We start from the raw sequence: 24664 nt of genomic DNA on the forward strand, positions 1-24664 counted from the left end.
CCAGGAAAGGCGCGGTGCGCGGTCCGGGACCTGCTCGAACGCGTTCCCGGACAAGCCCGGCGAAGCGGGGCGCGCAGTCCGCGCCCCGCGCGTGTCGGGCCGCGCCTCAAGGGCGAGCCCTCAGGAGGCCGGTCGGGGGATCAGTCCTCGTACGCCTCAAGGGGCGGGCAGGAGCACACCAGGTTGCGGTCGCCGTAGGCCTGGTCGATGCGGCGCACCGGCACCCAGTACTTGTTCTCCCGCAGCGACGGCAGCGGGTAGGCGGCCTCGGAGCGCGCGTACGGGTGCGGCCACTCGTCGGCGCTGACGGACTCGGCCGTGTGCGGCGCGTTGCGCAGCGGGTTGTCTGTCTTGTCGTACTCGCCGGAGGCCACCTTGGCGATCTCGCCGCGGATGGCGACCATGGCGTCGACGAACCGGTCGAGCTCGTTCAGGTCCTCGCTCTCGGTCGGCTCGATCATCAGGGTGCCGGCCACGGGGAACGACATGGTCGGCGCGTGGAAGCCGTAGTCGATGAGGCGCTTGGCCACGTCGTCCACGGTGACGCCGGTCTCCTTGGTGATCTGCCGCAGGTCGACGATGCACTCGTGCGCCACCAGGCCGCCGCGGCCCGTGTAGAGCACCGGGTAGTGCGGGGCGAGCCGCCTGGCCAGGTAGTTGGCCGACAGGATGGCCTGCTCGGTGGCGGCGGTGAGGCCCTCCGCGCCCATCATCCTGACGTACGCCCACGAGATCGGCAGGATGCCCGCCGAGCCGTAGGGGGCCGCGGAGACGGGGCCGACGGGGGTGCCGTTGTGCAGCGGGTGACCGGGCAGGTAGGCGGCCAGGTGGGCGCGGACGGCGACCGGGCCGACGCCGGGGCCGCCGCCGCCGTGCGGGATGCAGAACGTCTTGTGCAGGTTGAGGTGCGAGACGTCGGCGCCGAACTCTCCCGGCTTGGCCAGCCCGACCAGCGCGTTGAGGTTGGCGCCGTCGACGTACACCTGGCCGCCGGCGTCGTGCACCTTGGCGCACACCTCGGTGATCGTCTCCTCGTACACGCCGTGCGTGGACGGGTACGTCACCATGATCGCCGACAGCGCGTCACGGTGCTTCTCGATCTTGGCGTCGAGGTCGGCCAGGTCCACGTTGCCGTCGTCGTCGCAGGCCACGACCACGACGCGCATGCCGGCCATGACGGCGCTGGCGGCGTTCGTGCCGTGCGCGGAGGACGGGATGAGGCACACGTCGCGCTCGCCCTGCCCGTTGGCGCGGTGGTAGGCGCGGATGGCCAGCAGCCCGGCGAACTCGCCCTGGGAGCCGGCGTTCGGCTGGATGGAGACGGCGTCGTAGCCGGTCACCTCGGCCAGCCAGCCCTCCAGCGTGCCGATCAGCTCGCGGTAGCCCTCGGCCTGGTCGTCGGGCGCGTACGGGTGCACGGCGGCGAACTCGGGCCAGGTGATGGGCTCCATCTCGGTGGTCGCGTTCAGCTTCATCGTGCAGGAGCCGAGCGGGATCATCGAGCGGTCCAGCGCGATGTCCTTGTCCTGCAGCCTGCGCAGGTAGCGGAGCATCGCGGTCTCGGAGCGGTGGCTGTGGAAGACCGGGTGGGTCAGGTACGGGCTCTCGCGCAGCAGGCCGTCGGGCAGCGCGTCGGGGGCGTCCTCGGGGGCGAGGCCGGCGCTGACGCCGAACGCCGCCCACACCCCGGCCAGCTCGGCGGCGCCGGTCTTCTCGTCGCAGGCGACGGAGACGTGGTCGTCGTCCACCCGCCAGAGGTTGACGCCCCGCTCGGCGGCGGCGGCCACGACGGCGGCGGCCCTGCCGGGCACGCGGGCCAGCACGGTGTCGAAGAACTCGCCGTGCACGACCTCCACGCCGCCGCCGCGCAGCCCCTCGGCCAGGGCGGTGGCGTGGCGGTGCACGCGGTGCGCGATGCCGCGCAGGCCCTCGGGGCCGTGGTAGACGGCGTACATGCTCGCGATGACGGCGAGCAGCACCTGGGCGGTGCAGATGTTGCTGGTGGCCTTCTCGCGGCGGATGTGCTGCTCGCGGGTCTGCAGGGCCAGGCGGTAGGCGGGGTCGCCGTCGGCGTCCACGGACACGCCGACGAGGCGGCCGGGAAGCTGCCGCTGCAGGCCCTCGCGTACGGACATGTAGGCGGCGTGCGGCCCGCCGAACCCGAACGGCACCCCGAAGCGCTGCGAGGAGCCGATGGCGATGTCGGCGCCCAGCTCGCCGGGCGCGGCGACCAGCGTCAGGGCGAGCAGGTCGGCGGCGGCCACGACGAGCGCGCCGGCCTCGTGCGCGGCGGCGGCCACGGCGCGGAAGTCACGCAGCCGGCCGGACGCGCCGGGGTACTGCACGAGCAGGCCGAAGCACTCGGGCAGCTCGCCCTCCAGGTCGTGCTCCACGAGCGTGATGCCGAGCGGCTCGGCCCTGGTGGCCAGCACCGCCTTGGTCTGCGGCAGCGCGTCGGCGTCCACCACGAACACGTCGCTCTTCGACTTGCCCGCCCTGCGGGCCAGCGTCATGGCCTCGGCCGCGGCGGTGCCCTCGTCCAGCAGCGACGCGCCGGAGACGGCCAGGCCGGTGAGGTCGGAGACGACCGTCTGGAAGTTCAGCAGCGCCTCCAGGCGGCCCTGCGAGATCTCCGGCTGGTACGGCGTGTAGGCGGTGTACCAGCCCGGGTTCTCCAGCAGGTTGCGGCGGATGACGCCGGGCGTGACGGTGTCGTAGTAGCCGAGGCCGATCATGGAGGTGAGCACGCGGTTGCGCCCGGCCAGGGCGCGCAGCTCGGCGATGGCCTCGGCCTCGCCGATCGCGGCGGGCAGCTTGAGCTTGTCCTTGGCCCTGATCGCCTCGGGGACGGCCACCGCCACCAGGTCCGCGACGGATTCGAAGCCCACGGCCTCGAGCATGCGCTGCTGGTCGGGCTCAGAGGGGCCGATGTGCCTGGACGAGAACGGCGGAGCTGACAGATCGGTCATGGGGTGTGCCTCCCGAGGCGTATGGAGACCGGCGCCAGGGCGCGGACGAGTGCCGGATCTCCCCCTCTGTCAGCGCGGCCCCGCGATGTGCGGCGGCGCCACGACCTGAGAGCTTCACCCCCGGTGGGGCTTGCACCGTCGGTGAGGCGCGCCTGGCGGGTGCGCCTGCTTTCCAGAGTTGCCTCACCCGAGCGGTACTGGATGCCTGAGAGATTCCGGGGAGGGTTGCTCCTTCGGCGCCCCGGAACCAGTGCCCGGGGACTCTCCCGCACGGGGTCGTCAGCCTTGCTGTCCTAGATTACTACGCCGGGCCCGGATGACGGCTCACCGGACCGCTTCCGGCCACCGGCGCACCGCAGGAGCGCACGGACGAAGTACAGCTCGGGGAAGGTCAGCCGGTGCGGCGCGCGCGGCGCCTGCGGGCCAGCTCGTCAGCGGGATGGTCGGCCGGGACGGTGTCCTCGACCGCCGCGCGTTCCCCCGGCAGCTCCGCGAGCGACCCCTCGACTTCCCGCCAGACCCGGCCGAGCGCGATGCCGAACACGCCCTGGCCGCCTTGGAGCAGATCGATCACCTCGTCGGCGGAGGTGCACTCGTACACGCTCACGCCGTCGCTCATCAGCGTGATCTGCGCGAGGTCGGCGACCCCGCGGTCACGCAGGTGCTGCACCGCCGTACGGATCTGCTGCAGCGACACCCCGGTGTCGAGGAGCCGCTTGACGACCTTGAGCACCAGGATGTCGCGGAAGCTGTAGAGCCGCTGGGAGCCCGACCCGTGCGCCGCCCTTATCGTGGGCTCAACCAGGCCCGTGCGCGCCCAGTAGTCGAGCTGCCTGTAGGTGATGCCGGCCGCGGCGCAGGCCGTCGGCCCGCGGTATCCGATGTCGCCCGGCAGCGCCGTCGGCTGCTCGTCGAAGAGCAGACCCTGCTCCCCGGCACGCTGCCGCGCGCTCTCGCGCCGCACCGGATCTTCCTGGCCGGCCGTCTTTCCCTCGCCGCTGCTGACCGCCACGCGGACCTCCGGCTTTCTCTCATCCCGTGGCCTGATCTGGGGGTTCATAAAGGGCGACCACGGGTTTCACTTGCACCGTAGGACCGTGACCATGCTCAGTCAACGATCCGGCTCGGCGCGTCGTGAAGCGTAAATGCACTGAAATACCTACCCCGCCCTGCCGAAGTCTTCGGGAGTGATCGTGTCAAGGAACTCCCTGAACTTCTCCACCTCGTCCTCCTGGTCGTCCGGGATGATCACTCCGGCCTCCTGGACGACCTCCTCACTGGCGAAGATGCGGGCCCCGGTGCGCAGGGCGAGCGCGATCGAGTCGGAGGGACGGGCGCTCACCTCCACGCCGTTGGAGAACACCAGATCGGCGAAGAAGATGCCGTCGCGCAGAGCGACGATGTTGACGGCGCGCAGGCCGACGCCCAGCGCGCTCAGCACGTCACGGAAGAGATCATGGGTGAGCGGCCGCGGCGGAGGCTCCTCCGCCTGTGCCAGCGCGATGGCCGTGGCCTCGGTCATGCCAATCCATATAGGAAGGAACCGCTCCCCGTGTGCCTCCTTGAGCAAGACGATCGGCTGATTAGTGGGCATTTCTACTCGAACGCCCACGACCTCCATCTGCAACACGGGCTGCTCCGTATTCCTGACCGGTCACCCGGCACAGCTCTTCGATCATCGCTTCTGCTGACTTGGCTTCGCAATTCAACGTAACACCCGGGGGGCCTGGAATGTGCCTCCGCCTCCCAGCTCGCTACGGTCTCAACGTCCCAGGACCGATCGGACACCCGTGCGCACAAGGGATGCGTGCAGGTCGAGCAGCAGAGTGGACAGCTCTCTGGCGACCTCGTCGGCCTCGCCGATGGCTCCCGGGCGGCGCCGTTTGAGTATGGGCGCGACCGTCTGCTCGACGAGCCCGGCCTCCCGCTCGGCCGCCGCCTTTACCGCCCGCAGATGGCGGGCGTGCAGGCCGAAACGGGCCAGGGCGCCCACGGTGCGGGCCACCTTGAGCGCCTCCTCGTCGTAACGCCTGGCCACCGGCGCCAGCAGGCCGTAGTCCTCCAGCTCGGCGAGGGTCTCCTCGTCGATCGCGGCGGCCTCCAGCAGCTCGGCCCTGCTGAGCCTGATCTCCTGCGTCTGCTGCAGGGCGCGCGGGCGGCCGAAGCTCTCGGCCATCCTGTCCTTGATCACCCGCAGCGGCAGGTAGTGGTCACGCTGCTCGGTGAGGATGAAGCGGAGCTGCTCGACGTGCAGGTGCGTGAACTTGCGGTAGCCGGACGGGCTGCGCTCGGGCTCGATCAGGCCCTCGCCCTCCAAGAACCTGATCTTGGAGATCGTCACGTCGGGGAACTCGCCCTGCAGCAGGGCGAGCACCTCCCCGATGCTCATGTGCGAGCGCGCAGCCTGTGAACTCATACCGCCTCCCGCGGACGGCCGCCCGTCACCGTGAGTCGCTCACCGCACCCGCTCATACGCCGGAGTTGCCCCGCATCAGGAACAGGAGGCGGAACTTGCCGATCTGCACCTCGTCCCCGGAGTGCAGGGGGACCTCCTCGATGCGCTCCCTGTTGACGTAGGTGCCGTTGAGGCTGCCCACGTCACGCACGGAGAACTGGCCGCCGCGCAGGCGGTAGAACTCGACGTGCCGGCGGGAGACCGTGATGTCGTCGAGGAAGATGTCGCTCTCGGGGTGCCGGCCGGTAGTGGTCAGGTCCTTGTCGAGCCGGTAGCGGCTGCCCTGGTTGGGACCCCTGGTCACCGTGAGCAACGCCGTTCCCGGCGGCAACTGCTCGACCAGCGCCCGCTCGGCCAGGAGCATGTCGCCTGTCTCAGCCTCGTACGCCTCGATTCCCGCGACGGAGATCGTCGATGTGGTATCCCCGGAGACCTCGGGTCTGGTCAGCGGTGACCCACAGCGGGAACAGAAACGGGCATCCTCGGGGTTGGCGTGCCCGCACTGCGTGCAGTAGACGCTCGGCATCGATCGGCTCGGCCTCCTACCGCGAAGACGCGGCGACGGTGCTCAGGGCGCGCCTCGCTTCGCTTTTTCAAGTTTGCGAATGCCGCAACTTACGCTGATCAGCGGCAAAGGTCAAGGCGGGGCGCTGCACGTTGGTTTGGACGCAGACAAAGTTACCGCCGCCCCCGCCCCGTGGTCCATGCCGCCGCGCGTTTCTACATTACGATCTTGCGGCACTCCCTGGGCACATCTCCGGTAAACCCTTTCCGATCACAGCGTGTGACGCTATCACCCCGCGGCCTGTTCCACGATCCGGGCCCAGCGTTCGATCAGCGCCTGGGCGCCGTCCATGTCGCCCGCCTCGGCCCACAGGTCGGTGACGGGCTCGGCGGCGGCGGGCAGCACCAGCACCCAGCTCCCGTCGTCGTAAGCCACCCGCACACCGTCGGTGGTGTCGATGCGACGCCCCTGCTCCCCCTGCTGGACCGCGGACTCGGCAGCCTCGATGACCGAGCGCATGACGGCGCCCTTGGCCGCCCACGGCGTGGGCACGGTCCGCTTGAGCAGCTTGACCTCGGGGATCCTGGCGTCGATCTGGCTGAGCGACAGGCGGGTGCGGGCGACCAGGCCGAGCAGGCGGATGAACGCGGCCATCCCGTCGATCGCGGGGCTGAACTCCGGCACCACGAAGCCGCCGCGCCCGTCCGCCGCGAAGATCATGTCGGGGCCGGCCGCGGCCGAGGTGAGGGCGTCCAGCGCGGTGGAGGTCCACTGCACCTGCACGCCGTGGAAGCGGCACACCTGCTCGGCGACGCGCGTCGTGGTGACCGGCAGCGCCACCTGCCCGCCCCTGCGCTCGGCGGCGACCAGGTCGAGCACGACGAGCAGGGCCCGTTCCTCGCTGATGAGCTGGCCCTTCTCGTCCACCAGGGCGATGCGCTCGCCGACCGGGTCGAACCGCACGCCGAACGCCGCCCGCGAGCTGCTGACCAGCTCCGACAGGCGTTGCAGGTCGCGGCGGCGCTCCGCCAGCGTCTCGGTGGGCGAGACGTCGTCGAGGCGGGCGTTGACGGTGAGCACCTCCACCCCGACCCGGCCGAGCAGCGTGGGCAACACCAGCGAGGAGGTGCCGCCCGCGCAGTCCACGACCACCTTCATGTCCCGCACGCCGCCGACGCCGACGTTGCGCAGCAGCTCGTGGCTGTAGTCCTCGAGCGCCCTGGCCGGGAAGGCCAGCTCGGCGATCTCGCCGGGGAACGCGCGGCGGAACTCCTGCCGGGAGAAGACCCGCTCCAGCTTGCGCTGGGCGGCCGGCGGCAGGTCGGCGCCGCGGTCGTCCATGATGACGATGTCGACGCTCTGCGGGTCGCCGGGGGTGGTGCGCAGCGCGATGCCGCCGGCGGCCGACTCGCGCGCGGTGTGGAAGCGGGTGACAGGCAGCGGGGCGGCCTCCAGGTCGAGGACGTTGATGGCGCCCGCGGTGAGCGCGCCGATGACGGCCCGCTTCAGCGCCCTGGCGGCCAGGGAGCAGTCGCGGGAGGTGACCACGTACTCGCCCTTGCGCAGGGTGGTGGCGTACGCGCTGGCCAGGCGCACGCACAGCTCGGCGGTGATCTCGACGTTGACCAGGCCGCTGACGCCGCGCGGGCCGAACAGGTTGCGCTGGCCGCGCGACTCCCAGATGACGCTGGTGTTGACGACCGCGCCGGCCTCGATGGTCTTGAACGGGTAGACCTTCACGCCGCTGGAGACGTACGCCTCGGCCTCGATGACGCACTCGTCGCCGATGACGGCGTTCTCCTCGATGCGGGCGCCCGCCATCACGTCGGTGCTCTTGCCGATCACGCAGCCGCGCAGGTGGGCGCCGGGGCCGAGGTAGACGTTGTCGTGGACGACCGCGCGGTGCAGGAACGCGCCCTCGCGGACGACCGCATTGTTGCCGAGCACGGTGTACTCGCGCAGCTCGGCCCCCGCCTCGACCTTGGCGTAGTCGCCGATGAGCAGCGGGCCCTTGAGCACGGCGTCGGGGTCGACCGAGGCCGAGTCGGCCACCCAGACGCCCGGGGACAGCTCGAAGCCGCCGATGTCCAGCTCGACCTTGCCGGACAGGGCGTCGGCCTGGGCCTTGAGGTAGCTGTCGTGGGTGCCGACGTCCTCCCAGTAGCCGTCGGCGACGTAGCCGTAGATGGCGGCGCCGCGCTCCAGGAGGGCGGGGAAGACGTCCGAGGACCAGTCGACGGGCTCGCCGGTGGCGACGGCGTCGAGTACCTCGGGTTCCATGACGTAGATGCCGGTGTTGACGGTGTCGGAGAAGACCTGGCCCCAGGTGGGCTTCTCCAGGAAGCGCTGGACGCGGCCCTCGTCGTCCACGATGATGATCCCGAATTCGAGGGGGTTCGGCACCCGTTTGAGGCCGATGGTAACGAGAGCCCCATTTTCCCGGTGAAAACGGATCATGTCGGATAAATCGATATCCGTCAGGGCATCTCCGGAGATCACCAGAAATCGGTCATCGCGGAGGCGGTCGGCGGCGTTCTTCACGCTGCCTGCGGTGCCGAGCGGGACGTCCTCGGTGGCGTACTGGAGGCTCATGCCCAGCTCGTCGCCGTCGCCGAAGTAGTTGCGCACCAGCGCGGCCAGGAACTGCAGCGTCACCACCGTCTCGGTGACGCCGTGCCGCTTGAGCAGGCGCAGCACGTGCTCCATGATCGGGCGGTTGGCCACGGGGAGCAGGGGTTTGGGCTGGTTGGCGGTCATGGGACGCAGCCGAGTGCCCTCCCCGCCCGCCATGACGACCGCCTTCACCCGATCACCCCTTCTTGGCCGCGGTTACGAGTTGGCGCACCTGTACCACATACAGCACCCCCGCCCACCAGTACAGGCCCGTTCCCCAGAGCGCGAAGGCCCACCCGACAATCCGGGCTATTTCGGCATACCACCCAGTGTGGGAGGCAAGGAAGAGGAGAGGGAAGGCGTACATGAGGTTGAACATGGCAGCCTTGCCCAGGAAATGCACCTGAAGTGCCTTATACCCGTATTTGCGAAGTACGGGGAAGAAACTCGCGACCAAGAGTTCCCGCCCGAGGATGACCACCACCAGCCACCACGGGATGACCTCCCGCACCAGCAACGCGAAGATCGTCGCGAACACGTAGAGCTTGTCCGCCGCCGGATCGATCAGCCGGCCCAGCTTGCTCGTCTGGTTGAACGCCCGAGCGATCTTTCCGTCGAGCCAGTCCGTGAAACCCGCCACCGCCAGGACGCCGATGGCCCAGCCGTCGGCCTGAGGCACGAGAACCAGCCAGAGGAACACGGGGACGCCCAGGAGGCGCAGGAAGCTCAGCAGGTTAGGAACCGTCCAGATCCGGTCCTCGGCGGAAGTTTCGCTCACGCAGCAGACCCTACTGCGTGGAACTGCGCGGCAGCGCTCGCCTCCCACCCCCGCTTCCGCAGGCCACCCACCCCAGGTCTTACGCAGGCCGTACGCCTCGCCGCCTCCACGCACCGTGCGCCCCGGCCCTGCGCCTTGCGCCTCGCAGGCCCTGCGCCTTGCGGCCTCCGCAGACCGTGCGCCTTGCGGCCTCCGCAGACCGTGCGCCTTGCGGCCTCCGCAGGCCGGGGGCCTCGCCGCCTTCGCGCGAACCGTGCGCCCCGGCCGAGCGCCTCGCCGCCCCGCAGGCCGTACACCCGGTGGCCTCCGCAAGCTGCGCCGCAGCACGCGCCCCGTCCCTGCGCCGCAACACGCGCTCCTGCCCCCGCAGACGGACTGCGGCAGCGCACGGGTCGCGGAGCACGGGCTGCGGGGCTCCGGGCCGCCTGCCTCCGGGGCCTCCGCAGTCAGGCGCGGCCGGGTGGGGTCAGGTGCGGAGGAAGGCGTGGGTGCGGCCCACCTCGGTGAAGCCCAGCCGTTCGTAGAAGTGGCGCGGCCAGTCGTCGGCGTCCGCCAGCAGGAAGATCAGCTCGGCGTCCCGCGCCTCGGCCAGCAGCGACCGCATCAGGGAACGCGCGTACCCCTGGCCCCGGTGCTCCTCGCCCGTGAAGACGCTCTCGATCTGGGCGACCCCGCCGTGCACGTACAGGTCGGCGCGGGCGGCGATCTCGCCGGACGGGGTGCGCACGCCGCGGAACCCCACCGTGTCGGCGCCCCGCAGCCGGGCCTCCACCCGCCGGGCGAGCCCGTCGATGACCTCTTCGGGGGCCTGCGGCAGCGTGCGGCGCCAGTCGCGTCGCAGCACCGGCTCCAGCTCCGCCGCATCGAGCCGCTCCGCCTGTGGCGGGTCGTGCGGGATCTGGCCGCGGAAGACCATCACGAGGTTCGTCTCGTGCTCGTAACCGGCGGCGGCGAACGCGGGCGCGCAGGCCGTGCCGAGCCGGTCGTCGTCCACGCACACGAGGCGGTGCCGCCGCTCGGCCAGCACCTCGTCAGCAGCCGCCATCAGCCGCCAGGCCGACTCCTCGCCCGCCGTCATCGCCCCGGCCAGCCCCTCACCGGCCACCCCGCCCAAGCCCTCGCCTACGACCGCCCCGCCTGAACCTGCACCGGCCGCCCGGCCCACGCTCTCGCCGACGGCCGCCTCGCCCTGGCCTGCATTGAATGCCCCGCCCAAGCCTTCGCCTGGGGTCGCCCGGCCTGGGCCTGCACCGGCCGCCGCCTCGTCCAAGCCCTCGCCGGCCGCCGCCCCGTTTGGGCCTGCATCGGCCGGGCCTGCACCGGTTGCCGCCCTGCCTGGGCTCTCACCGGCCGCCGCCTCAGCGAGGGCCGTGCCCTCATCAAGGGCGTTCCCGTCCGTTGTGACGATCAGCTTGTTGTCGTCGTACGAGCCGGGAAACCGATCGTCCAGCACCCCGAACCCGCCCGGCACCGGCACCACCACCGGCGCCCGCCGGCGGGCGAAGTCGTGCAGGAAGGCGAGGGCGCGCGCCAGGTCGGCCGCCGCGCCACCGCGGTCGAGCGCCGGCCACCTGGCCAGCTCATCCACGGACGCTCCGGAGGAACTCCTCGATCAGCCGCGGGTCCTTGACGCCCGGCGCGCTCTCCAGGCCGCTGGACACGTCGACCCCCCACGGGTCGGCGGCCTCGATGGCCTCGCGGACGTTGCCGGGGGCGAGGCCGCCGGCGAGCAGCCACCGGCCGGTGGCCCGGCCGCGCACGGCAGCCCAGTCCCACGGCTGGCCGGAGCCGGCGTGGGGGGCGTCGACCAGGAGCAGGTCCTCGTCGAATGCGCCGCAGCGCAGGTCGGCCTGGGCGGCGACGGCCCGGATGAGGGTGACGCCGAGGTCCTTGAGCGCGGTGAAGTCGCCGTGCGGGTGGGTGCCGTGGAGCTGGACGGCTCGCACCCCGGAGGCGAGCGCCGCCGCGCGGACCGTCTCCGGGTCCTCGCCGCGGAAGACGCCGACGGTGAGGACGTGCTCCGGGACGAGCGCGGCCAGCTCGGCGGCGCGCTCGGGCGTGACGCGGCGCGGGCTCCTGGTCATGACGAACCCGATCGCGTCGGCGCCCGCCTCGACGGCGGTGGCCACGTGCCCGGGCTCGCGCAGCCCGCAGATCTTCACATACACATCTCCGACCTTAGCGGCGGCGGGCCGCTGCCGGGGACCACGCCCAGACCAGTACGGCGGTGATCAGCCCGAACAGGGTCACCCCGGCGGGCAGGTGGGCGCCGAGCCACAGCCAGGTGACGTGCTGGAGCCCGCCGACCACGAACAGCGCGACGCTGGCCAGGGCGGGCCAGCCGGCGCCGCGTCCAGGACGCCACACCAGGACGGCCAGCACGATCTGGACGAGGGCGACGAGGTGCACGGCCATGCCGGCCAGAACGTGGGCCTCGATCATCGGCTCGGACTCGACCGCCTGGCCGGCGAAGGAGGCGGCGACGAGCAGCGCCGCCGCCTGGGCGGTGACGGCGACGCGCAGGCTGTAGAGGAGGCCGGAGGAGACCCGGCCCGCGGGCCGGGGCATGGTGACGGTTTCCGGCATGGCCATGGAGGATCCTTTCGCTGGGTGAAGGATCACATGGTGTCGGGGGGCGGCGCCGGAGGTCGTCACCCTGCCGGATGACTCACCGGTACGTCCGGGGGTGGAGGCAGCGGATCTCAGCCGCCACGTGGCTGGCGTACGGGACGGTCAGCCGCCGCGCGGTTGCCGTACGGGGCGGAAGGAGGCGTCGACGAGGCCGGTGCGGTGGGCGACGACGGCGGCCTGGATGCGGTTGCGCAGGCCCAGCTTGTCCATCGCGGCGGCGATGTGCGTCTTGACGGTCGTCACGCCGACGTGCAGCTCCTCGGCGATCTCCGCGTTGGACAGGCCGGTGCCGACCAGCGCCAGCACCTCCAACTCCCGCTCGGTCAGCCCGGGCGGGGCGGCGGGCGCGGCCTGCTCCTCGGCGGCCAGGAAGCGTTCGACGACGCGGCGCAGCACGGAGGGGGCGAGGAGCTGCTCGCCGGCGGCGGCCCTGCGGACGGCGTCCACCATGCGCTCGGGCTCATCGTCCTTGACCAGGAAGCCGACCGCGCCGGCGCGCAGGGCGGCGTAGACGTTGCCGTCCTCGGCGAAGGTGGTCAGCACGACGATGCGGGTGCCGGGGCGGGCGGCGAGGACGCGTTTGATGGCTTCCAGGCCGTCGACCCTGGGCATGCGCAGGTCCATCAGGATCACGTCGGGCAGGTGGCGTTCGGCCAGGCGGACGGCCTCGGCGCCGTCCTCGGCCTCGCCGACGACCTCCATGTCGCCGGTGGCCTGCAGCAGCATGCGCACGCCCGCGCGGACGAGCGCCTGGTCGTCGGCGACCAGCACGCGGATCACGCCGCGCTCCCCGGGGACACGCGGCTGTGGGCGGGCAGGTGGGCGGCCAGCAGCCAGCCGCCCTCGCCGTCGGGCCCGGCGCTGAGGGTGCCGCCGAGGGTGCGCACCCGCTCGCGCATGCCCGCCAGGCCGCGCCCTGAGGACGGCAGGCGCTCGATGGCGGTGGGCGGGCGGCCGTTGCGGATCTCGACGTCCAGCCCTTCCTCCGACGGGGTGACGGAGACGCGGACCCGGGTGCCGGGGCCTGCGTGCTTGAGCACGTTGGTGAGTCCTTCCTGGACGATGCGGGCCGCTGAGGTGCGGGCGATCAGCGGCGTCTGGTCGGTGGCCGGGTCGAGGTCGAGGTCGACGACGAGGCCCGCGGCGGCCATCCGCTCGGCGGACTCGCGGACGACGTCGGCGGGGTTGGCCAGCAGGTCGGGCTGGCGGTCGGGGTCGCGCAGCAGGTCGAGCAGGTCGCGCAGGTCCTGCAGCACCTGGTGGCCGGTCTCCCTGATGTCGTTGAGCGCGTCGGCGACGGGCCCGTCGGGGGCGGCGTAGCGGGCGGCGCTGGCCCGCAGCACCATGGCGCCGACGTGGTGGGCGACGATGTCGTGCACGTCGCGGGCGATGCGCTCGCGTTCGGCGAGCTGGTCGGCGCGCACCTGGGCGACGGCGGCGCGGGCGGCCTCCTCGGCGACGAGCTTCTCGGTGGCCGCGGCGGCCCTGCGCACGCCCAGGTAGCGGCCGATGGCGATGGGCGTGGCGACCAGCGTCATGAGGACCCCCACCCGGAACCCGGTGATCTCGGTGTTGTCGCCGACGACGGCGATGGCGGTGAGCAGGCAGCCGGTGACGTACGCGGCCACCGTCCACGCCCAGGACACCACTCGCATGGAGAACACGCCAATGGCGATGAGGGTGAGAATCACGCACGTGTTGACGGCGGCGTTCAGGTAGGTGTCGGCGGAGACGAGCAGCACGCCCTGCAGCAGGAAGACCAGGCCGGGCAGCCGCCTGGCGATGCCCAGCGACAGGCCGCCCACGACGGCGAGCAGGCCGACCACCCAGACGGGCTGGGTGCCGGAGTGCCAGGTGGTCCAGGTGCTGAGCACGGTGATGGCCACGCCGCCGGCGGCGAGCAGCGCGTCGGGGGTGACCTCGCGCTCCTCCAGGCGTTCGGCGGAGCTGCGCAGGTACGCGCCGAGCACGGCGGGGAAGACGGGCAGCAGGATGGAGTACATCCACATGTTGCCGGTGAGCGCGGCGCCGGGGTCGGCGATGTTGAACGCGGTCGCGAAGATCGACGCGGCCACGGCCACGGCGGTGGCGCGCACCCTGGAGGTGTAGCCGGCCACGCCGAGCGCCACGCACAGGAGGATCTGGGCGGTGTTGGAGGTGAACGAGCCGAGCTGGTCGGTGACGAACAGGGCCACCGCGAGGTAGAGGCTGACGATCACGGGCCAGCGGCGTACCAGCCCCATGGGCAGGCCGACCAGCAGTGCCATCGGGAGGTTCATCTCGGCGGGGATGAACTCGGTGTCGCCCGCCTTGGCGGTGGTCAGCAGGTCGAGGCCCACTGCTGAGGCCGCGACCAGGATATCGAGCGGCACACCACGCCAACGCATGGACACACCGTATCCGCCTCGCCGCGTGCGGTTGTTCCTCCGGGCGGAGGAGCGCGCCTCCTCCAAGTGGCCGGAGGTCCGCCCGGACGGTGGAGCGATCAAGGGCGGTCGCGGGCCTAGGTTCAGGTCATGCCCAACGACACCGCACTGTTCCTCGGCCAGTTCCTGCGCAACCCGGCCGCCATCGGCGCGCTGGCGCCGAGCTCGCGGCATCTGGCCGCGGCCGTCTGCGCGCCGGTCCCGGAGAAGGGCGAGCCGATCGTGGTCGAGCTCGGGCCTGGTACGGGCCCGTTCACCGCGGAGATCCAGCAGCGGCTGAGCGGGCGGGGCCACCATCTGGCGGTGGAGCTGAACGAGCCGATGGCCCGGCTGCTGGCCGAGCGGTTCCCGAAGGTGGACGTAGCCAATGAGGACGCCACGCGCCTGAGTGACCTGCTGGCCGATCGCGGGCTGCGGATGGCGGACGTGGTGGTGAGCGGGCTGCCCTGGGCGGCGTTCCCCGGCCAGTTGCAGCGTGATCTGCTGGGTGCCGTTACGGGGGCGATGAGCCCTGGGGCGGCGTTCACCACGTTCTCCTACATCCACGCCATTCCGCTCAGCTCCGCGCGGCGGTTCCGCGCGCTGCTGGCGGAGCGGTTCGAGGAAGTGGTGCCGGGGCGTACGGTGTGGCGGAACACTCCGCCCGCCTTCGTCTTCCACGCTCGCCGGCCCCGATAGGGACCTTTCTCGCCGGCCCCGGGAAGGACCCTGTTCAGGGGCCCTGGCGGGGAGCCCGGCCGCCCGATTGGCGCCGTAATCGGGCGGGCCACGCCTGTAAGCGGGGAGCTGGTTGCTCAACCCCCTCGCGGCGCGGGCACTCGGACCGCCCCGCGGCTTTCCGCGACCGGCAGCCGCGTCGGTTGACCTCCTCCCCCCGTCGTCGTCCTCCGTGCAAGCCGCCTACCCGAGGCCTGGGGAAGCATTCGTCTCCTGCGCGGATCGGGGGTCAGCCGAAGGCGGGCGGCCGCTTCTCGCGCAGCGCGCGCACGCCCTCACCTGCGTCGGGGCCGGTGAATCCGAGGAACTCCATGGCGAGCGAGGCGTCGAAGGACGGGCCTGCCAGGCGCAGCCAGTTGTTGAGCGAGTACTTGGTGAGCCTGATCGCCTCCTGCGCGCCGGCCGCGAGCCTGACGGCGATCTCCATGGCCTTGTCGTGCACCTGGTCGTCGTCCACGCAGTGGCTGACGAGGCCCATGCGCTCGGCGTCCTCGCCGGTGACGGGCTCGCAGAGCAGCAGGTGGTACTTGGCCTTGGCCATGCCGCACAGCAGCGGCCAGATGATCGCGGCGTGGTCGCCTGCGGCGACGCCGAGCCTGGTGTGGCCGTCGATGATGCGCGCGGTGCGGCCCGCCACGGAGATGTCGGCCAGCAGCGCGACGGCCAGCCCCGCGCCGACGGCCGGCCCCTGGATGGCGGAGACGACCGGCTTGGAGCAGTTGAGCACGTTGTAGACGATGTCGCGGGCCTCGGCGAAGACGCGCAGCCGGGTGGCGTGGTCGCGCATCATCTCCTCGATCATGGACAGGTCGCCGCCCGCGGAGAAGGCCCGGCCCTCGCCCCTGACCACGATGGCGCGCACGCTGTCGTCGCGGTCGGCGTCGCGCCAGATCTCGCCCAGCTCGCGGTGGGCGGTGGCGTCCACCGCGTTTAGGCGGGACGGCTCGCTGATCGTGATCCGCAGCACGCCCTCGGCCGGGGTGTCGAGCTTGAGCTTGGTGTAGGCGTCCATCACAGGTGCTCCCGCAGCCGGTCCGCGACGTACTCTCTGGCCTCGATCGCCTGGTCGAACAGGCCGGGCAGGACGTAGAACGAGTGCACCGCGCCCTCGAACCTGCGCAGGTCGACCGGCACGCCCGCCTCGGCCAGCAGGGCGGCGTAGCGTTCGCCCTCGTCCCTGAGGACGTCGCAGCCGGCGGTCACGATCGTGGCGGAGGCCAGGCCGGACAGGTCGGGCAGGCGCAGCGGCGACAGCCGCGGGTCGGCCGGATCGGCCTCCGGCGCGTACTGGCGGGCGAACCAGGCCATTTCCTCGGCGTCCAGACCGAAGCCCTTGGCGAACTCGGCGTAGCTGGGGGTGTCCATCGCCACGTCGAGCACCGGGTAGACGAGCACCTGGTGCGCCAGCCGCAGGCCGGCGTCGCGGGCCTGCCAGGCGGCGACGGCGGCCAGGTTGCCGCCCGCGCTGTCGCCGCTCACGGCGACGCTGCCGTTGCTCTGGTAGAAGGCGGGCCTGGCGAAGATGTCGCGGACGACCGTCCAGGCGTCGTCGGCGGCGGCGGGGAAGGGGCTTTCCGGCGCCAGCCGGTAGTCGACGGAGACGACCACGGCGCCCGTGCGGATGGCCAGGTCGCGGGCGGTCGGGTCGTTGCGTCTGACGCTGCCGAACACCCAGCCGCCGCCGTGGAAGTAGACCACGACCGGCAGCGGGCCGTCTCCCGGGTCGGCGCGGTAGATGCGGATGGGGACGCCCTCCGCCTCCTCGTCGCGCACGAACGGCAGCTTCGTCAGCGGCCCTCGATGGGCCGCGAACGTGTCCTGCGCGCGCATTTCCTGGATCGCGGCCAGGTCGAGCGCGGCCGGGTCGGCGTCGAGATCCGATGGGTACCGGGCGAGGTACTCCCGCGCCTGGGGGTGCAGCGGCATGATCGCAGCCTAGCGGGCCGCCTCGATGAACGCATCGAAGAGGCGGTTGTCGCCGCCTCTTTCCGGGTGCCACTGGACGCCGACGCCGAACCGGTGTCCCTGCAGCTCGATGCCCTCCACGATCTGGTCTTCGGCCCAGGCCACGGCCAGCAGGCCCGAGCCGAGGCGGCGTACGGACTGGTGGTGCGGCGCGCTGGTCTCGACCCGGTCGCCGACGGCCTTGCCGAGCTTGCTGGAGACGCTGACCTGGATCGTGTGGCCGCCGTCCGGCTCGGCGTGCCGGTCGCTGTCGAGCACGTCGGGCAGCCACGGGATGAGCGTGCCGCCCTGGGCGACGTTCAGCACGTGCATGCCCCTGGCGACGGCCAGGATCGGGATGTCGGCGCGCACGGCGGCCCTGGCCAGGGCCAGCTCGAACCGGTCGCGCTGCGCCTGCGGCTCGTGGACGCGCTCGTCCTGCTCGCCGTTGTAGGTGTCGGCCGCCATCTCGACGCCACCGGCCAGGACGACGCCCTTCAGCCCGCTCACGTAGTCGTCCACGGCGCTGGGAGCCAGGGGCGGCAGCACCACGGGCGCGCCCCCTGCCCGCCCGACCGCCTTGGCGTAGGAGGGCGGCGAGAGCACGGCCTCCCGCACCCAGTCGCCCCAGCGGGCTGCTTCGAAGTAGGCGGTGATACCGATCAGCGGTCGGGACATGCGATCTCCATGGGGGCATGGTGGAGTCGGGCGGCCGTCGGCTTCGGCCTCACGGGGACGGCCCCATGCCCCATCATGGCGTACTCCCTTTCCGATATGTCACCTCTCCCAAAGATCCCTTGCCTCCCTGGGCACGGGCTTTCCGTGATTCGCCCGTTCCGTCCAGGAAGGCGAAGTTCCCACCAGGTCACGCCCTCGTAGGCCCACCCGACGCTCCCCAATAAATGCGAGAAACATTTATCTTCGTATTTCCGACGCGAAACCGCGCGAAATTGGTGGGAATCGGTTGTGACGCGTCATCAGTGGTGTAAGACTCAATTTCGAGCGCATGGGAATGGCCGGGGAGGGCCCCGCGCTCACGACCCGGACTGTCAGGGAGGTGCAGGTCGAGACCGGAGTGTGATTCCGGTCAAAAGGTGGGGCTGGAACATATGTCGTTGAATCCACGACTGGTCAAAGAGAGTTTCTCCGTCGTCGAACCCGTGGCGGACAAGGCCACGGCCTACTTCTACGGTCGCTTGTTCGCCGAGAGTCCACACTTAAGGGGCATGTTCCCGCCCGCCATGGACGTCCAGCGGGACCGGCTGTTCGGGGCGCTCACCCGGATCGTGTGGAGCCTGGACAGCCCCGACAGCCTGGCCGCCTTCCTCGGGCAGCTCGGCCGGGACCACCGCAAGTACGGCGTGGTCGCGGAGCACTACACGGCCGTGGGCAACGCCCTGCTGGCCACGATCCGCCGGTTCGCGGCCGACGTCTGGAACCACGAGATCGAGGCGGCGTGGGTGTCGGCGTACACGGCGGCGGCCAACCTCATGATCGAGTCGGCCGAGTCCGACGCCGGGGTCTCCCCCGCCTGGTGGCTGGCCGAGGTCATCGACCACGAGCGGCGCCACCAGGACATCGCGGTCCTCACGCTGCGGCCCACGCAGCGCCTGCCGTTCACCCCCGGCCAGTACGTCAACGTGCAGACGCCGCGCTGGCCGCGCGTGTGGCGGACGTTCTCCATCGCGAACGCGCCGCGCCCCGACAACACGCTCAGGCTGCACGTGCGCTCGGTGCCCGGCGGCTGGGTCTCGACCACGCTGATCAGGCACACCCGCGTCGGCGACACGCTCATGCTGGGCCCGCCCATGGGGACGATGGCGCCGCGCGAGCGCAGCGTGCGCGACATGCTGTGCGTGGCGGGCGGCACCGGCCTGGCGCCGCTGAAGGCGATCATCGAGTCGGTCATCGCCTCAGGCCGCCGCCCCAACATCCACCTCCTGTACGGCGCCCGCACCGCCGAGGAGCTGTACGACCTGCCCGACCTGATCAGGATGGAGTCCGCCTACCCCTGGCTGCGGGTGCTGCCGGTGGTCTCCGGCCAGCCCTCCTACGACGGCATGCGCGGCAGCCTGCCCCAGGTGACGCGACGCTTCCACTCCTGGGCCGAGCACGACGTGTACGTGTGCGGCCCGGTCTCCATGGTCAACGAGACGGTGCGCTGCCTGCAGATCGACGGCGTGCCGCTGGCGCGGATCCACCGGGACATCGCCCAGGGCGAACGCTGACCCGGCGGGAAGATCTGGACGGGAGGTTGACAGCGGGCGCGGGACGGTGCCAAGTGGATGTTGACACGCCCTGTGAGGTGAACCGTGCCATCGCCCACCCGGCGCCGAGCAATCGGCGGACTCGTCACCGTCATGACCGCGATCCTGCTGTTATCCCCCTCCCCCGCACTCGCCGACCACATCGACGGGCAGGCCGTGCCGCTGACGGAGCTCGCGTCCGACGCCTACGCCGGCGCCCCCGGCCAGCACGGCACCTCGGCCGGGCCCGACACCTACCACTGGGGTTCGACGATCGTGGCGGCGCAGCAGGCGGGCCGCTTCCACGACGGCGGGGCCGCCGGCATCACGTTCGCCACGTCCGCCGACAACGGCGCCACCTGGGCGAAGGGCACGCTGCCCGGGATCACCACGGCGGGCGGCGGCCCGTACGCGCGGGTCAGCGACCCGTCGGTGACCTACGACGCCGAGCACGGCACCTGGCTCATCACCTCACTCGCGCTCGCCGACGCCGGCGGTGTGACCGGCGCGGCGGTGCTGACCAGCCGCTCCACCGACGGCGGCCTGACCTGGAGCGCGCCCGCCACCACCGCCACCGGCGGCGACCTGGACAAGAGCTGGGCCGTGTGCGACAACGCCGCCGACAGCGCGTTCCGCGGCACCTGTTACGCAGTGTTCGACGACCACGCCGCCGGCAACGCGATCAAGGTGGCCCGCTCGGCGGACGGCGGCCAGACCTGGGCCGTGACCGCCACCGCCGCCGCCGGCCTGGGCGGGCAGCCGGTGGTGCGGCCGAACGGCGCCGTGGTGGTGCCGTACCTGAGCGACGACGGCCAGATCCGCTCCTTCCGCTCCCGCGACGGCGGCGCCACCTGGAGTCAGAGCGTGCTCGTCTCGCAGGTGCAGCGGCACACGGTGGCGGGCGGGCTGCGGGCCGCGCCGCTCCCGTCGGCGGAGGTGGACGCCGCCGGCACCGTGTACGTCGTCTGGCAGGACTGCCGCTTCCAGGTGGAGTGCGCGGGCAACGACATCGTGCTGAGCAGCTCGGCCTCCGGCGCCACGTGGGGCGAGGTGCTGCGCGTCACCGAGGACGGCGGCGACCACTTCATCCCCGGGCTCGGCGTGGACCGCGGCAGCTCCGGCAAGGGCGCCCGGCTCGCGCTGGCCTACTACCGCTACCCCGACGCCGCCTGCGCGCCCGCCGCCTGCCGGCTGACGGTCGCCTACACCTCCTCCACCAACGGCGGGGCGAGCTGGTCGGCGCCGGTCGAGCTGCACGCCGGCATGGCGCTGGACTGGCTGGCCAACAGCACGCAGGGGCGGACGGTGGGCGACTACATCTCCACCTCCGTGGTGCCGGGGGGCGCGGCCTTCCCGGCGTTCGCGGTGGCGGGGACGCCGGTCGGCGGGGCGTTCGACGTACGGACCCACACCGTCGCCGGAGGGTTACCGATCACGGGCGGGGAGCCGCCCACGATCGCGATCGAGGCGGCCGTCGCCAGCGGCGAACCCCCCGCCGTCACCTCCCCGACCGCCCGCTGACGCCCCCGTCCCCCACCGGACACCCGCCGTGTCCCGCGTCCCTCAGCGGACGCCCGCCAGCGTCCCACCCCTCAGTGGACGCCCGCCGTCGTCCCCGCCCGCCAGCGTCCCGTCCCTTCCGTAGGGCGCCCGAGGCGTCCGTCCCCTCGCAGAGCGCCCGCCAGTATCCCTCGGCGGACGCCCGTCAGGGTCCCGCGTCCCTCAGCGGGGCCCGCCGACGTCCCGTCCCTTGCAGGGCGCGTCCCTTGCAGAGCGCCCGTCAGCGTCCCGCCGGACAGCGGGCGCCCGTCAGGGGCCCGGCTGCTCGGGCGCGGCCTTCAAGAGGTGGCCTGCTGGAGGGACGGGCCGGGCGGGTCAGGGGTTGCGGAAGGCAGCGGCGGTCTCCTCGTCGGTCGGCCAGAACGTCTCGATGGCCAGCTCCGACACCGTCACATCCAAAGGCGTCCCGAACGTGGCGATCGTGGTGAACATGGACAGAACCCGATCCCCCGCCGCGATCCGCAGCGGCACCAGGATGTCGGCGGGCCCCGGCACGTGCGCCACGTTGAGGTCCACCCCGGGGTAGGTGTAGGCCGCCAGCTCGTCGTGCAGTTCGGCGAGCTGCCCGTTCCCGGACATCTCGGCCTGCCGCCGGAGCTGGTGCAGCAGGTGGGCGCGCACCTCGGCCAGGTTGAGCAGCCGCCCGCCCATCGCCTGCGGGTGGAGCGACAGGCGCATCACGTTGATCGGCTCGCGCAGCAGCTCGTCGGGCACCCCCTCCATGAACATCCCGGCCGCCGCGTTCGCCGCCACCAGGTTCCACGTCGCGTCCACCACCACCGCCGGGTACGGCTCGTGCCCGGCCAGGATCTTGTCCAGCGCCTGCCGGACCACCTCCATCTCGGGCGCGCGCACCTCCCGCTCGGGGTAGACGGGCGCGAACCCGGCCGCCACCAGCAACCTGTTGCGGTGCCGCAGCGGCACCTCCAGCTCCTCGGCCAGTCTCATCACCATCTCGCGGCTCGGGCGGGCGCGGCCCGTCTCCAGAAAACTGATGTGCCGGGCCGACACGTCGGCCTCGATGGCCAGGTCGAGCTGGCTCGTGCGCCTCCGCTGCCGCCACGACCGCAGCAACGCCCCGAAAGAATCCTCATGTACGGCCACAGCTCCCATGCCGGACACCGTAGCCGCCGCAGGGAAGGCCCTCGATTACCCCTCAGGTAATGCCCGGCCGTCAGCGCCCGGCTTGCGCGGGGAATCTCCCAGTGCTCGGTAACTGTCGGTCGCGCGTGGCACGATGGCCGCAAGCCCGCACGGGAGCGCCGCCACGGCGGCTCCCGCGCCAGAGAGGAAGGGGATCTCCCCCGCACCGTCCCCACGCTTCCCCACGCCCAGCAGGACAAGGTTTCCACGCTTGAGGAGATTCGATGAGTGACGCAGTGGTCGCGATCGGCACCCGCAAGGGCCTGTTCCTCGCCCGTTCGATCGGCGGCGGCCCCTTCAGGGTCGAGCCGATCCAGTTCTCCACGGTCGCGATCCCCTCGGTCGCGATCGACACCCGCGGCACCACTCCCCGGCTGCTCGCCGGCATCGAGTACGGCCACTTCGGCCCGTCCGTCATGTACTCCGACGACCTCGGCGCGAGCTGGCAGGAGGCCGAGCAGCCGCCGATCGCCTTCCCCGAGCAGACCGGGGCGACACTGACCAGGGTCTGGCAGCTCGCGCCCTCGCCGTCGGAGCCCGACGTGGTGTGGGCGGGCGTCGAGCCCGCCGCGCTGTTCCGCTCGGAGGACCGCGGGGTCACCTACCGGCTGGTCGAGGGGCTCTGGGAGCACCCGCACCGCGAGCACTGGCAGCCGGGCGGCGGCGGCCTGTGCCTGCACACGATCGTCAACCACCCCACCGACCCCGAGGTCATGGCGGTCGCGGTGTCGGCCGCGGGCTTCTACCGCTCCACCGACGGCGGGCAGTCGTGGGAGGCCTCCAACAAGAACATCCGCGCCCCGTTCATGCCGGAGGGGCAGCAGTACCCGGAGTACGGGCAGTGCGTGCACAAGGTGTCCATGCACCCGTCCCGGCCCGAGCGGCTCTACCTGCAGCACCACTTCGGCGTCTACCGCAGCGACGACTTCGGCGGGAGCTGGCACGACATCGGCTCGCCGCTGCCGTCCGACTTCGGGTTCCCGATCGTGGTGCACCCGACGCGGCCCGACACGGTCTACGTGCTGCCGCTGACCGCCGACATCGACCGCACCCCGGTCGAGCACCGCTACCAGCCGCACCGCAGCGACGACGGCGGCCGGACGTGGCAGGTGTTCTCGAAGGGGCTGCCCGAGGGGCCGGTGCACGCGACCGTGCTGCGTGACGCGATGACGGCGTCGGAGGCGGGGGTGTTCTTCGGCACGCGCGACGGCGAGGTCTACGGCTCGCTCGACGACGGCGAGACCTGGGCGCCGATCGCGACGCATCTGCCCGACGTGCTGACGGTGCGGGCGGCGGTGCTCTGACGCATGGTGTCGAAACCGGTGACGATGGTGGTGTTCGTGCTGCCCAGCTCGCTGCGGAGGTGGGTGAGCGGGCGTACGGAGGTCAAGGTCTTCGCCGTCGGCGCCGATCGCGACTCGCCGCCCACCCTGGGCTCGGCCCTCGACATGCTGCGGCGTACGCATCCGATGCTGGAGGAGCGGCTGCGCGACGAGTACGGGCGCATCCGCAGGCACATCAGCATGATCGTGTGCGGGGAGAACGCCCAGGGGCTCGGCGGCCTCGACTGCGCGCTGCCGCCGGGCGCCGAGGTCTACGTGCTCCCCGCGCTCGGCTGATCGCCCAGCTGATCTCCCGGGCGCCCGGCACCGCCGCGCTCGCCTGCTCGCTCAGCCGCCCGGCACCCGCCTCAGGCTGACCGCTCAGCCGCCCGGCACCTGCCTCAGGCTGAGCACTCGGACGCCCGGCGTCCGCCGCGCCCGGCTGGTGGCCGCCGGGTCTCAGACCTTGCGCCAGCCCGGGATCCAGGCCCCGTCCTCGACGACGTAGTCGCCGAAGAGGGCGGGGGCCTCCTGGCGCATCAGCTCGCCGATGCGCTGGAACAGCAGGCGGATCTCCTCCTCCGCGCCGGCGGCGGTGCGGGCCTCGATGGTGTGCCGCAGCGTGCGCACGTTGGCCGTCCACACCAGCCCGGTCGCCAGGCCCTCGGGGGCGAACCTGCGCATGAACGAGGTCCGGTGCTTCTTCTCGGAGAAGGGCACGCCCTCCTCGTCGAGCCCGAAGTGCCCGGCCATCCAGAGCTGGAACTGCTCGAGCTGCTCCAGCACGCCGGTGGCGCGCTTCATCAGCTCCTCGTCGGCCTGCGCCCACTCGGGGAACCAGAACGGCAGCTCGTCGAGCCGGACGAAGCGCAGCGACTCCTGCGAGATGGCCACGCCGGGACGGTGCCTGACCAGCTCGTGCGTGAGCACGCGGCTGACGTTGTGCAGCACGAAGCTGAAGCTGACGTGCTCCAGGACGGACCCGTGGGCGCTGGCCAGGATGTTGCGCAGATAGTCGTCCTGGTTGTCCCTGATCTTGACCACGTTGGGGTTGAGGCCGGGCTCGAAGGAGCGGTAGCAGAGCCGGCCGGCGAACTCGGCGAGGTTCTGGGCGTCGAGGTCGCCGCGGTCGAGCCGCTCCAGCCAGCTCTCGCCGCCGACCTCGCGCAGGTAGCGGCCCAGCTCGTCGTAGTCCAGTGACGGACGGGCGACGATGTAGACCTCGGGTTCGACTGTGCGCATGGGGAGCCCCCGCTCGGATCGGCAGTGTGACGGCCCAAGCAAACCAGGTCGCGGCTCCGCGCGCGAGTCGGCGCCCGCCGCCCCCTCACCTTGGTACGGCGGGCGCCTCACCA

22 protein-coding genes and 1 riboswitch are annotated in these 24664 nt (G+C 72.0%); of the genes, 5 read left to right on the forward strand and 17 right to left on the reverse strand.

Annotated elements, in window-relative coordinates; translation table 11 throughout:
- Positions 1-140: 140 nt before the first annotated feature.
- The 12 genes from gcvP to ABD331_RS34500 form a co-directional block, all read right to left on the reverse strand.
- Positions 141-2969, reverse strand: coding sequence for an aminomethyl-transferring glycine dehydrogenase (gcvP, locus tag ABD331_RS34445; RefSeq protein ID WP_344484180.1), 2829 nt, complete (start codon positions 2967-2969; stop codon positions 141-143).
- A gap of 182 nt (positions 2970-3151) precedes the next feature.
- A riboswitch (glycine riboswitch) is annotated at positions 3152-3248 on the reverse strand.
- Positions 3249-3360: 112 nt separating this feature from the next.
- On the reverse strand, positions 3361-3981 hold the full coding sequence (locus ABD331_RS34450) for a MerR family transcriptional regulator (protein ID WP_148432158.1): 621 nt from the start codon (positions 3979-3981) through the stop codon (positions 3361-3363).
- Between the two features lie 147 nt (positions 3982-4128).
- Complete coding sequence (locus ABD331_RS34455; protein WP_090771501.1) at positions 4129-4599, reverse strand: bifunctional nuclease family protein; 471 nt, start codon at positions 4597-4599, stop codon at positions 4129-4131.
- A 132-nt stretch (positions 4600-4731) separates the two neighbouring features.
- The gene (gene ftsR / locus ABD331_RS34460) at positions 4732-5385 is read right to left on the reverse strand and encodes a transcriptional regulator FtsR (protein WP_222871055.1); all 654 of its coding nucleotides are present in this window, start codon (positions 5383-5385) and stop codon (positions 4732-4734) included.
- Between the two features lie 52 nt (positions 5386-5437).
- The gene (locus ABD331_RS34465; RefSeq protein WP_148432157.1) at positions 5438-5950 is read right to left on the reverse strand and encodes an FHA domain-containing protein; all 513 of its coding nucleotides are present in this window, start codon (positions 5948-5950) and stop codon (positions 5438-5440) included.
- Between the two features lie 267 nt (positions 5951-6217).
- Entirely contained in the window at positions 6218-8734 is a 2517-nt protein-coding gene (locus tag ABD331_RS34470; RefSeq protein WP_344484201.1) for a sugar phosphate nucleotidyltransferase, read from the reverse strand.
- Positions 8735-8738: 4 nt separating this feature from the next.
- The gene (gene clsA / locus ABD331_RS34475) at positions 8739-9320 is read right to left on the reverse strand and encodes a cardiolipin synthase ClsA (protein WP_148432155.1); all 582 of its coding nucleotides are present in this window, start codon (positions 9318-9320) and stop codon (positions 8739-8741) included.
- 466 nt (positions 9321-9786) lie between these two features.
- The gene (locus ABD331_RS34480; RefSeq protein WP_344484204.1) at positions 9787-10908 is read right to left on the reverse strand and encodes a GNAT family N-acetyltransferase; all 1122 of its coding nucleotides are present in this window, start codon (positions 10906-10908) and stop codon (positions 9787-9789) included.
- Complete coding sequence (locus ABD331_RS34485) at positions 10901-11488, reverse strand: phosphoribosylanthranilate isomerase (protein WP_344484207.1); 588 nt, start codon at positions 11486-11488, stop codon at positions 10901-10903. Before ABD331_RS34485 ends, ABD331_RS34480 begins: the two co-directional genes overlap by 8 nt.
- A 10-nt stretch (positions 11489-11498) precedes the next feature.
- The gene (locus tag ABD331_RS34490) at positions 11499-11912 is read right to left on the reverse strand and encodes a hypothetical protein (protein ID WP_344484210.1); all 414 of its coding nucleotides are present in this window, start codon (positions 11910-11912) and stop codon (positions 11499-11501) included.
- A 141-nt stretch (positions 11913-12053) separates the two neighbouring features.
- The gene (locus tag ABD331_RS34495; protein ID WP_148432152.1) at positions 12054-12731 is read right to left on the reverse strand and encodes a response regulator; all 678 of its coding nucleotides are present in this window, start codon (positions 12729-12731) and stop codon (positions 12054-12056) included.
- Positions 12728-14338: a sensor histidine kinase gene (locus ABD331_RS34500; RefSeq protein ID WP_344484213.1), complete on the reverse strand. Its 1611-nt coding sequence runs from the start codon at positions 14336-14338 to the stop codon at positions 12728-12730. Before ABD331_RS34500 ends, ABD331_RS34495 begins: the two co-directional genes overlap by 4 nt.
- A gap of 129 nt (positions 14339-14467) precedes the next feature.
- On the opposite strand from ABD331_RS34500, the gene ABD331_RS34505 reads away from it, so the two are divergent.
- Positions 14468-15055: a class I SAM-dependent methyltransferase gene (locus ABD331_RS34505; protein ID WP_344484216.1), complete on the forward strand. Its 588-nt coding sequence runs from the start codon at positions 14468-14470 to the stop codon at positions 15053-15055.
- A gap of 268 nt (positions 15056-15323) precedes the next feature.
- Here the strand turns inward: ABD331_RS34505 and ABD331_RS34510 are convergent, their stop codons facing one another.
- The 3 genes from ABD331_RS34510 to ABD331_RS34520 are packed head-to-tail and all read right to left on the reverse strand — an operon-like array spanning position 15324 to position 17716.
- A complete protein-coding gene (locus ABD331_RS34510; protein WP_344484219.1) occupies positions 15324-16106 on the reverse strand; it encodes an enoyl-CoA hydratase/isomerase family protein in 783 nt (260 codons plus the stop codon).
- Positions 16106-17020 carry an alpha/beta hydrolase gene (locus ABD331_RS34515; RefSeq protein ID WP_344484222.1) on the reverse strand — a complete coding sequence of 305 codons (915 nt, stop codon included), beginning with the start codon at positions 17018-17020 and terminating at the stop codon, positions 16106-16108. The genes ABD331_RS34510 and ABD331_RS34515 overlap by 1 nt, the downstream gene beginning before the upstream one ends.
- A gap of 9 nt (positions 17021-17029) precedes the next feature.
- On the reverse strand, positions 17030-17716 hold the full coding sequence (locus ABD331_RS34520) for a gamma-glutamyl-gamma-aminobutyrate hydrolase family protein (RefSeq protein WP_344484225.1): 687 nt from the start codon (positions 17714-17716) through the stop codon (positions 17030-17032).
- A gap of 431 nt (positions 17717-18147) precedes the next feature.
- Between ABD331_RS34520 and ABD331_RS34525 the strand changes: the two genes are divergently transcribed.
- Both ABD331_RS34525 and ABD331_RS34530 read left to right on the forward strand, forming a co-directional pair.
- Entirely contained in the window at positions 18148-19266 is a 1119-nt protein-coding gene (locus ABD331_RS34525; protein WP_344484228.1) for a globin domain-containing protein, read from the forward strand.
- A gap of 132 nt (positions 19267-19398) precedes the next feature.
- On the forward strand, positions 19399-20805 hold the full coding sequence (locus ABD331_RS34530) for a sialidase family protein (RefSeq protein ID WP_344484231.1): 1407 nt from the start codon (positions 19399-19401) through the stop codon (positions 20803-20805).
- A 354-nt stretch (positions 20806-21159) separates the two neighbouring features.
- On the opposite strand, the gene ABD331_RS34535 is transcribed toward ABD331_RS34530, so the two are convergent.
- Entirely contained in the window at positions 21160-21957 is a 798-nt protein-coding gene (locus tag ABD331_RS34535) for a helix-turn-helix domain-containing protein (protein WP_344484234.1), read from the reverse strand.
- Positions 21958-22211: 254 nt separating this feature from the next.
- On the opposite strand from ABD331_RS34535, the gene ABD331_RS34540 reads away from it, so the two are divergent.
- On the forward strand, positions 22212-23291 hold the full coding sequence (locus ABD331_RS34540) for a WD40/YVTN/BNR-like repeat-containing protein (RefSeq protein ID WP_344484237.1): 1080 nt from the start codon (positions 22212-22214) through the stop codon (positions 23289-23291).
- A 3-nt stretch (positions 23292-23294) separates the two neighbouring features.
- Positions 23295-23606, forward strand: a complete 312-nt coding sequence (locus ABD331_RS34545) for a ubiquitin family protein (protein WP_344484239.1) — start codon at positions 23295-23297, stop codon at positions 23604-23606.
- A gap of 162 nt (positions 23607-23768) precedes the next feature.
- On the opposite strand, the gene thyX is transcribed toward ABD331_RS34545, so the two are convergent.
- The gene (gene thyX / locus ABD331_RS34550) at positions 23769-24551 is read right to left on the reverse strand and encodes an FAD-dependent thymidylate synthase (RefSeq protein WP_344484241.1); all 783 of its coding nucleotides are present in this window, start codon (positions 24549-24551) and stop codon (positions 23769-23771) included.
- Positions 24552-24664 lie beyond the last annotated feature (113 nt).

Source organism: Nonomuraea monospora, assembly GCF_039531895.1.
GTDB lineage: Bacteria > Actinomycetota > Actinomycetes > Streptosporangiales > Streptosporangiaceae > Nonomuraea > Nonomuraea monospora.

What these genes read in the sequence shown, in the direction of transcription:
- gcvP (WP_344484180.1), bottom strand. Translation starts at nt 2,969, where the DNA reads ATGACCGATCTGTCAGCTCCGCCGTTCTCGTCCAGGCACATCGGCCCC.
- ftsR (WP_222871055.1), bottom strand. Translation starts at nt 5,385, where the DNA reads ATGAGTTCACAGGCTGCGCGCTCGCACATGAGCATCGGGGAGGTGCTC.
- ABD331_RS34465 (WP_148432157.1), bottom strand. Translation starts at nt 5,950, where the DNA reads ATGCCGAGCGTCTACTGCACGCAGTGCGGGCACGCCAACCCCGAGGAT.
- ABD331_RS34490 (WP_344484210.1), bottom strand. Translation starts at nt 11,912, where the DNA reads ATGGCCATGCCGGAAACCGTCACCATGCCCCGGCCCGCGGGCCGGGTC.
- ABD331_RS34500 (WP_344484213.1), bottom strand. Translation starts at nt 14,338, where the DNA reads ATGCGTTGGCGTGGTGTGCCGCTCGATATCCTGGTCGCGGCCTCAGCA.
- ABD331_RS34505 (WP_344484216.1), top strand. Translation starts at nt 14,468, where the DNA reads ATGCCCAACGACACCGCACTGTTCCTCGGCCAGTTCCTGCGCAACCCG.
- ABD331_RS34510 (WP_344484219.1), bottom strand. Translation starts at nt 16,106, where the DNA reads ATGGACGCCTACACCAAGCTCAAGCTCGACACCCCGGCCGAGGGCGTG.
- ABD331_RS34515 (WP_344484222.1), bottom strand. Translation starts at nt 17,020, where the DNA reads ATGCCGCTGCACCCCCAGGCGCGGGAGTACCTCGCCCGGTACCCATCG.
- ABD331_RS34520 (WP_344484225.1), bottom strand. Translation starts at nt 17,716, where the DNA reads ATGTCCCGACCGCTGATCGGTATCACCGCCTACTTCGAAGCAGCCCGC.
- ABD331_RS34525 (WP_344484228.1), top strand. Translation starts at nt 18,148, where the DNA reads ATGTCGTTGAATCCACGACTGGTCAAAGAGAGTTTCTCCGTCGTCGAA.
- ABD331_RS34530 (WP_344484231.1), top strand. Translation starts at nt 19,399, where the DNA reads ATGACCGCGATCCTGCTGTTATCCCCCTCCCCCGCACTCGCCGACCAC.
- ABD331_RS34535 (WP_344484234.1), bottom strand. Translation starts at nt 21,957, where the DNA reads ATGGGAGCTGTGGCCGTACATGAGGATTCTTTCGGGGCGTTGCTGCGG.
- ABD331_RS34540 (WP_344484237.1), top strand. Translation starts at nt 22,212, where the DNA reads ATGAGTGACGCAGTGGTCGCGATCGGCACCCGCAAGGGCCTGTTCCTC.
- ABD331_RS34545 (WP_344484239.1), top strand. Translation starts at nt 23,295, where the DNA reads ATGGTGTCGAAACCGGTGACGATGGTGGTGTTCGTGCTGCCCAGCTCG.
- thyX (WP_344484241.1), bottom strand. Translation starts at nt 24,551, where the DNA reads ATGCGCACAGTCGAACCCGAGGTCTACATCGTCGCCCGTCCGTCACTG.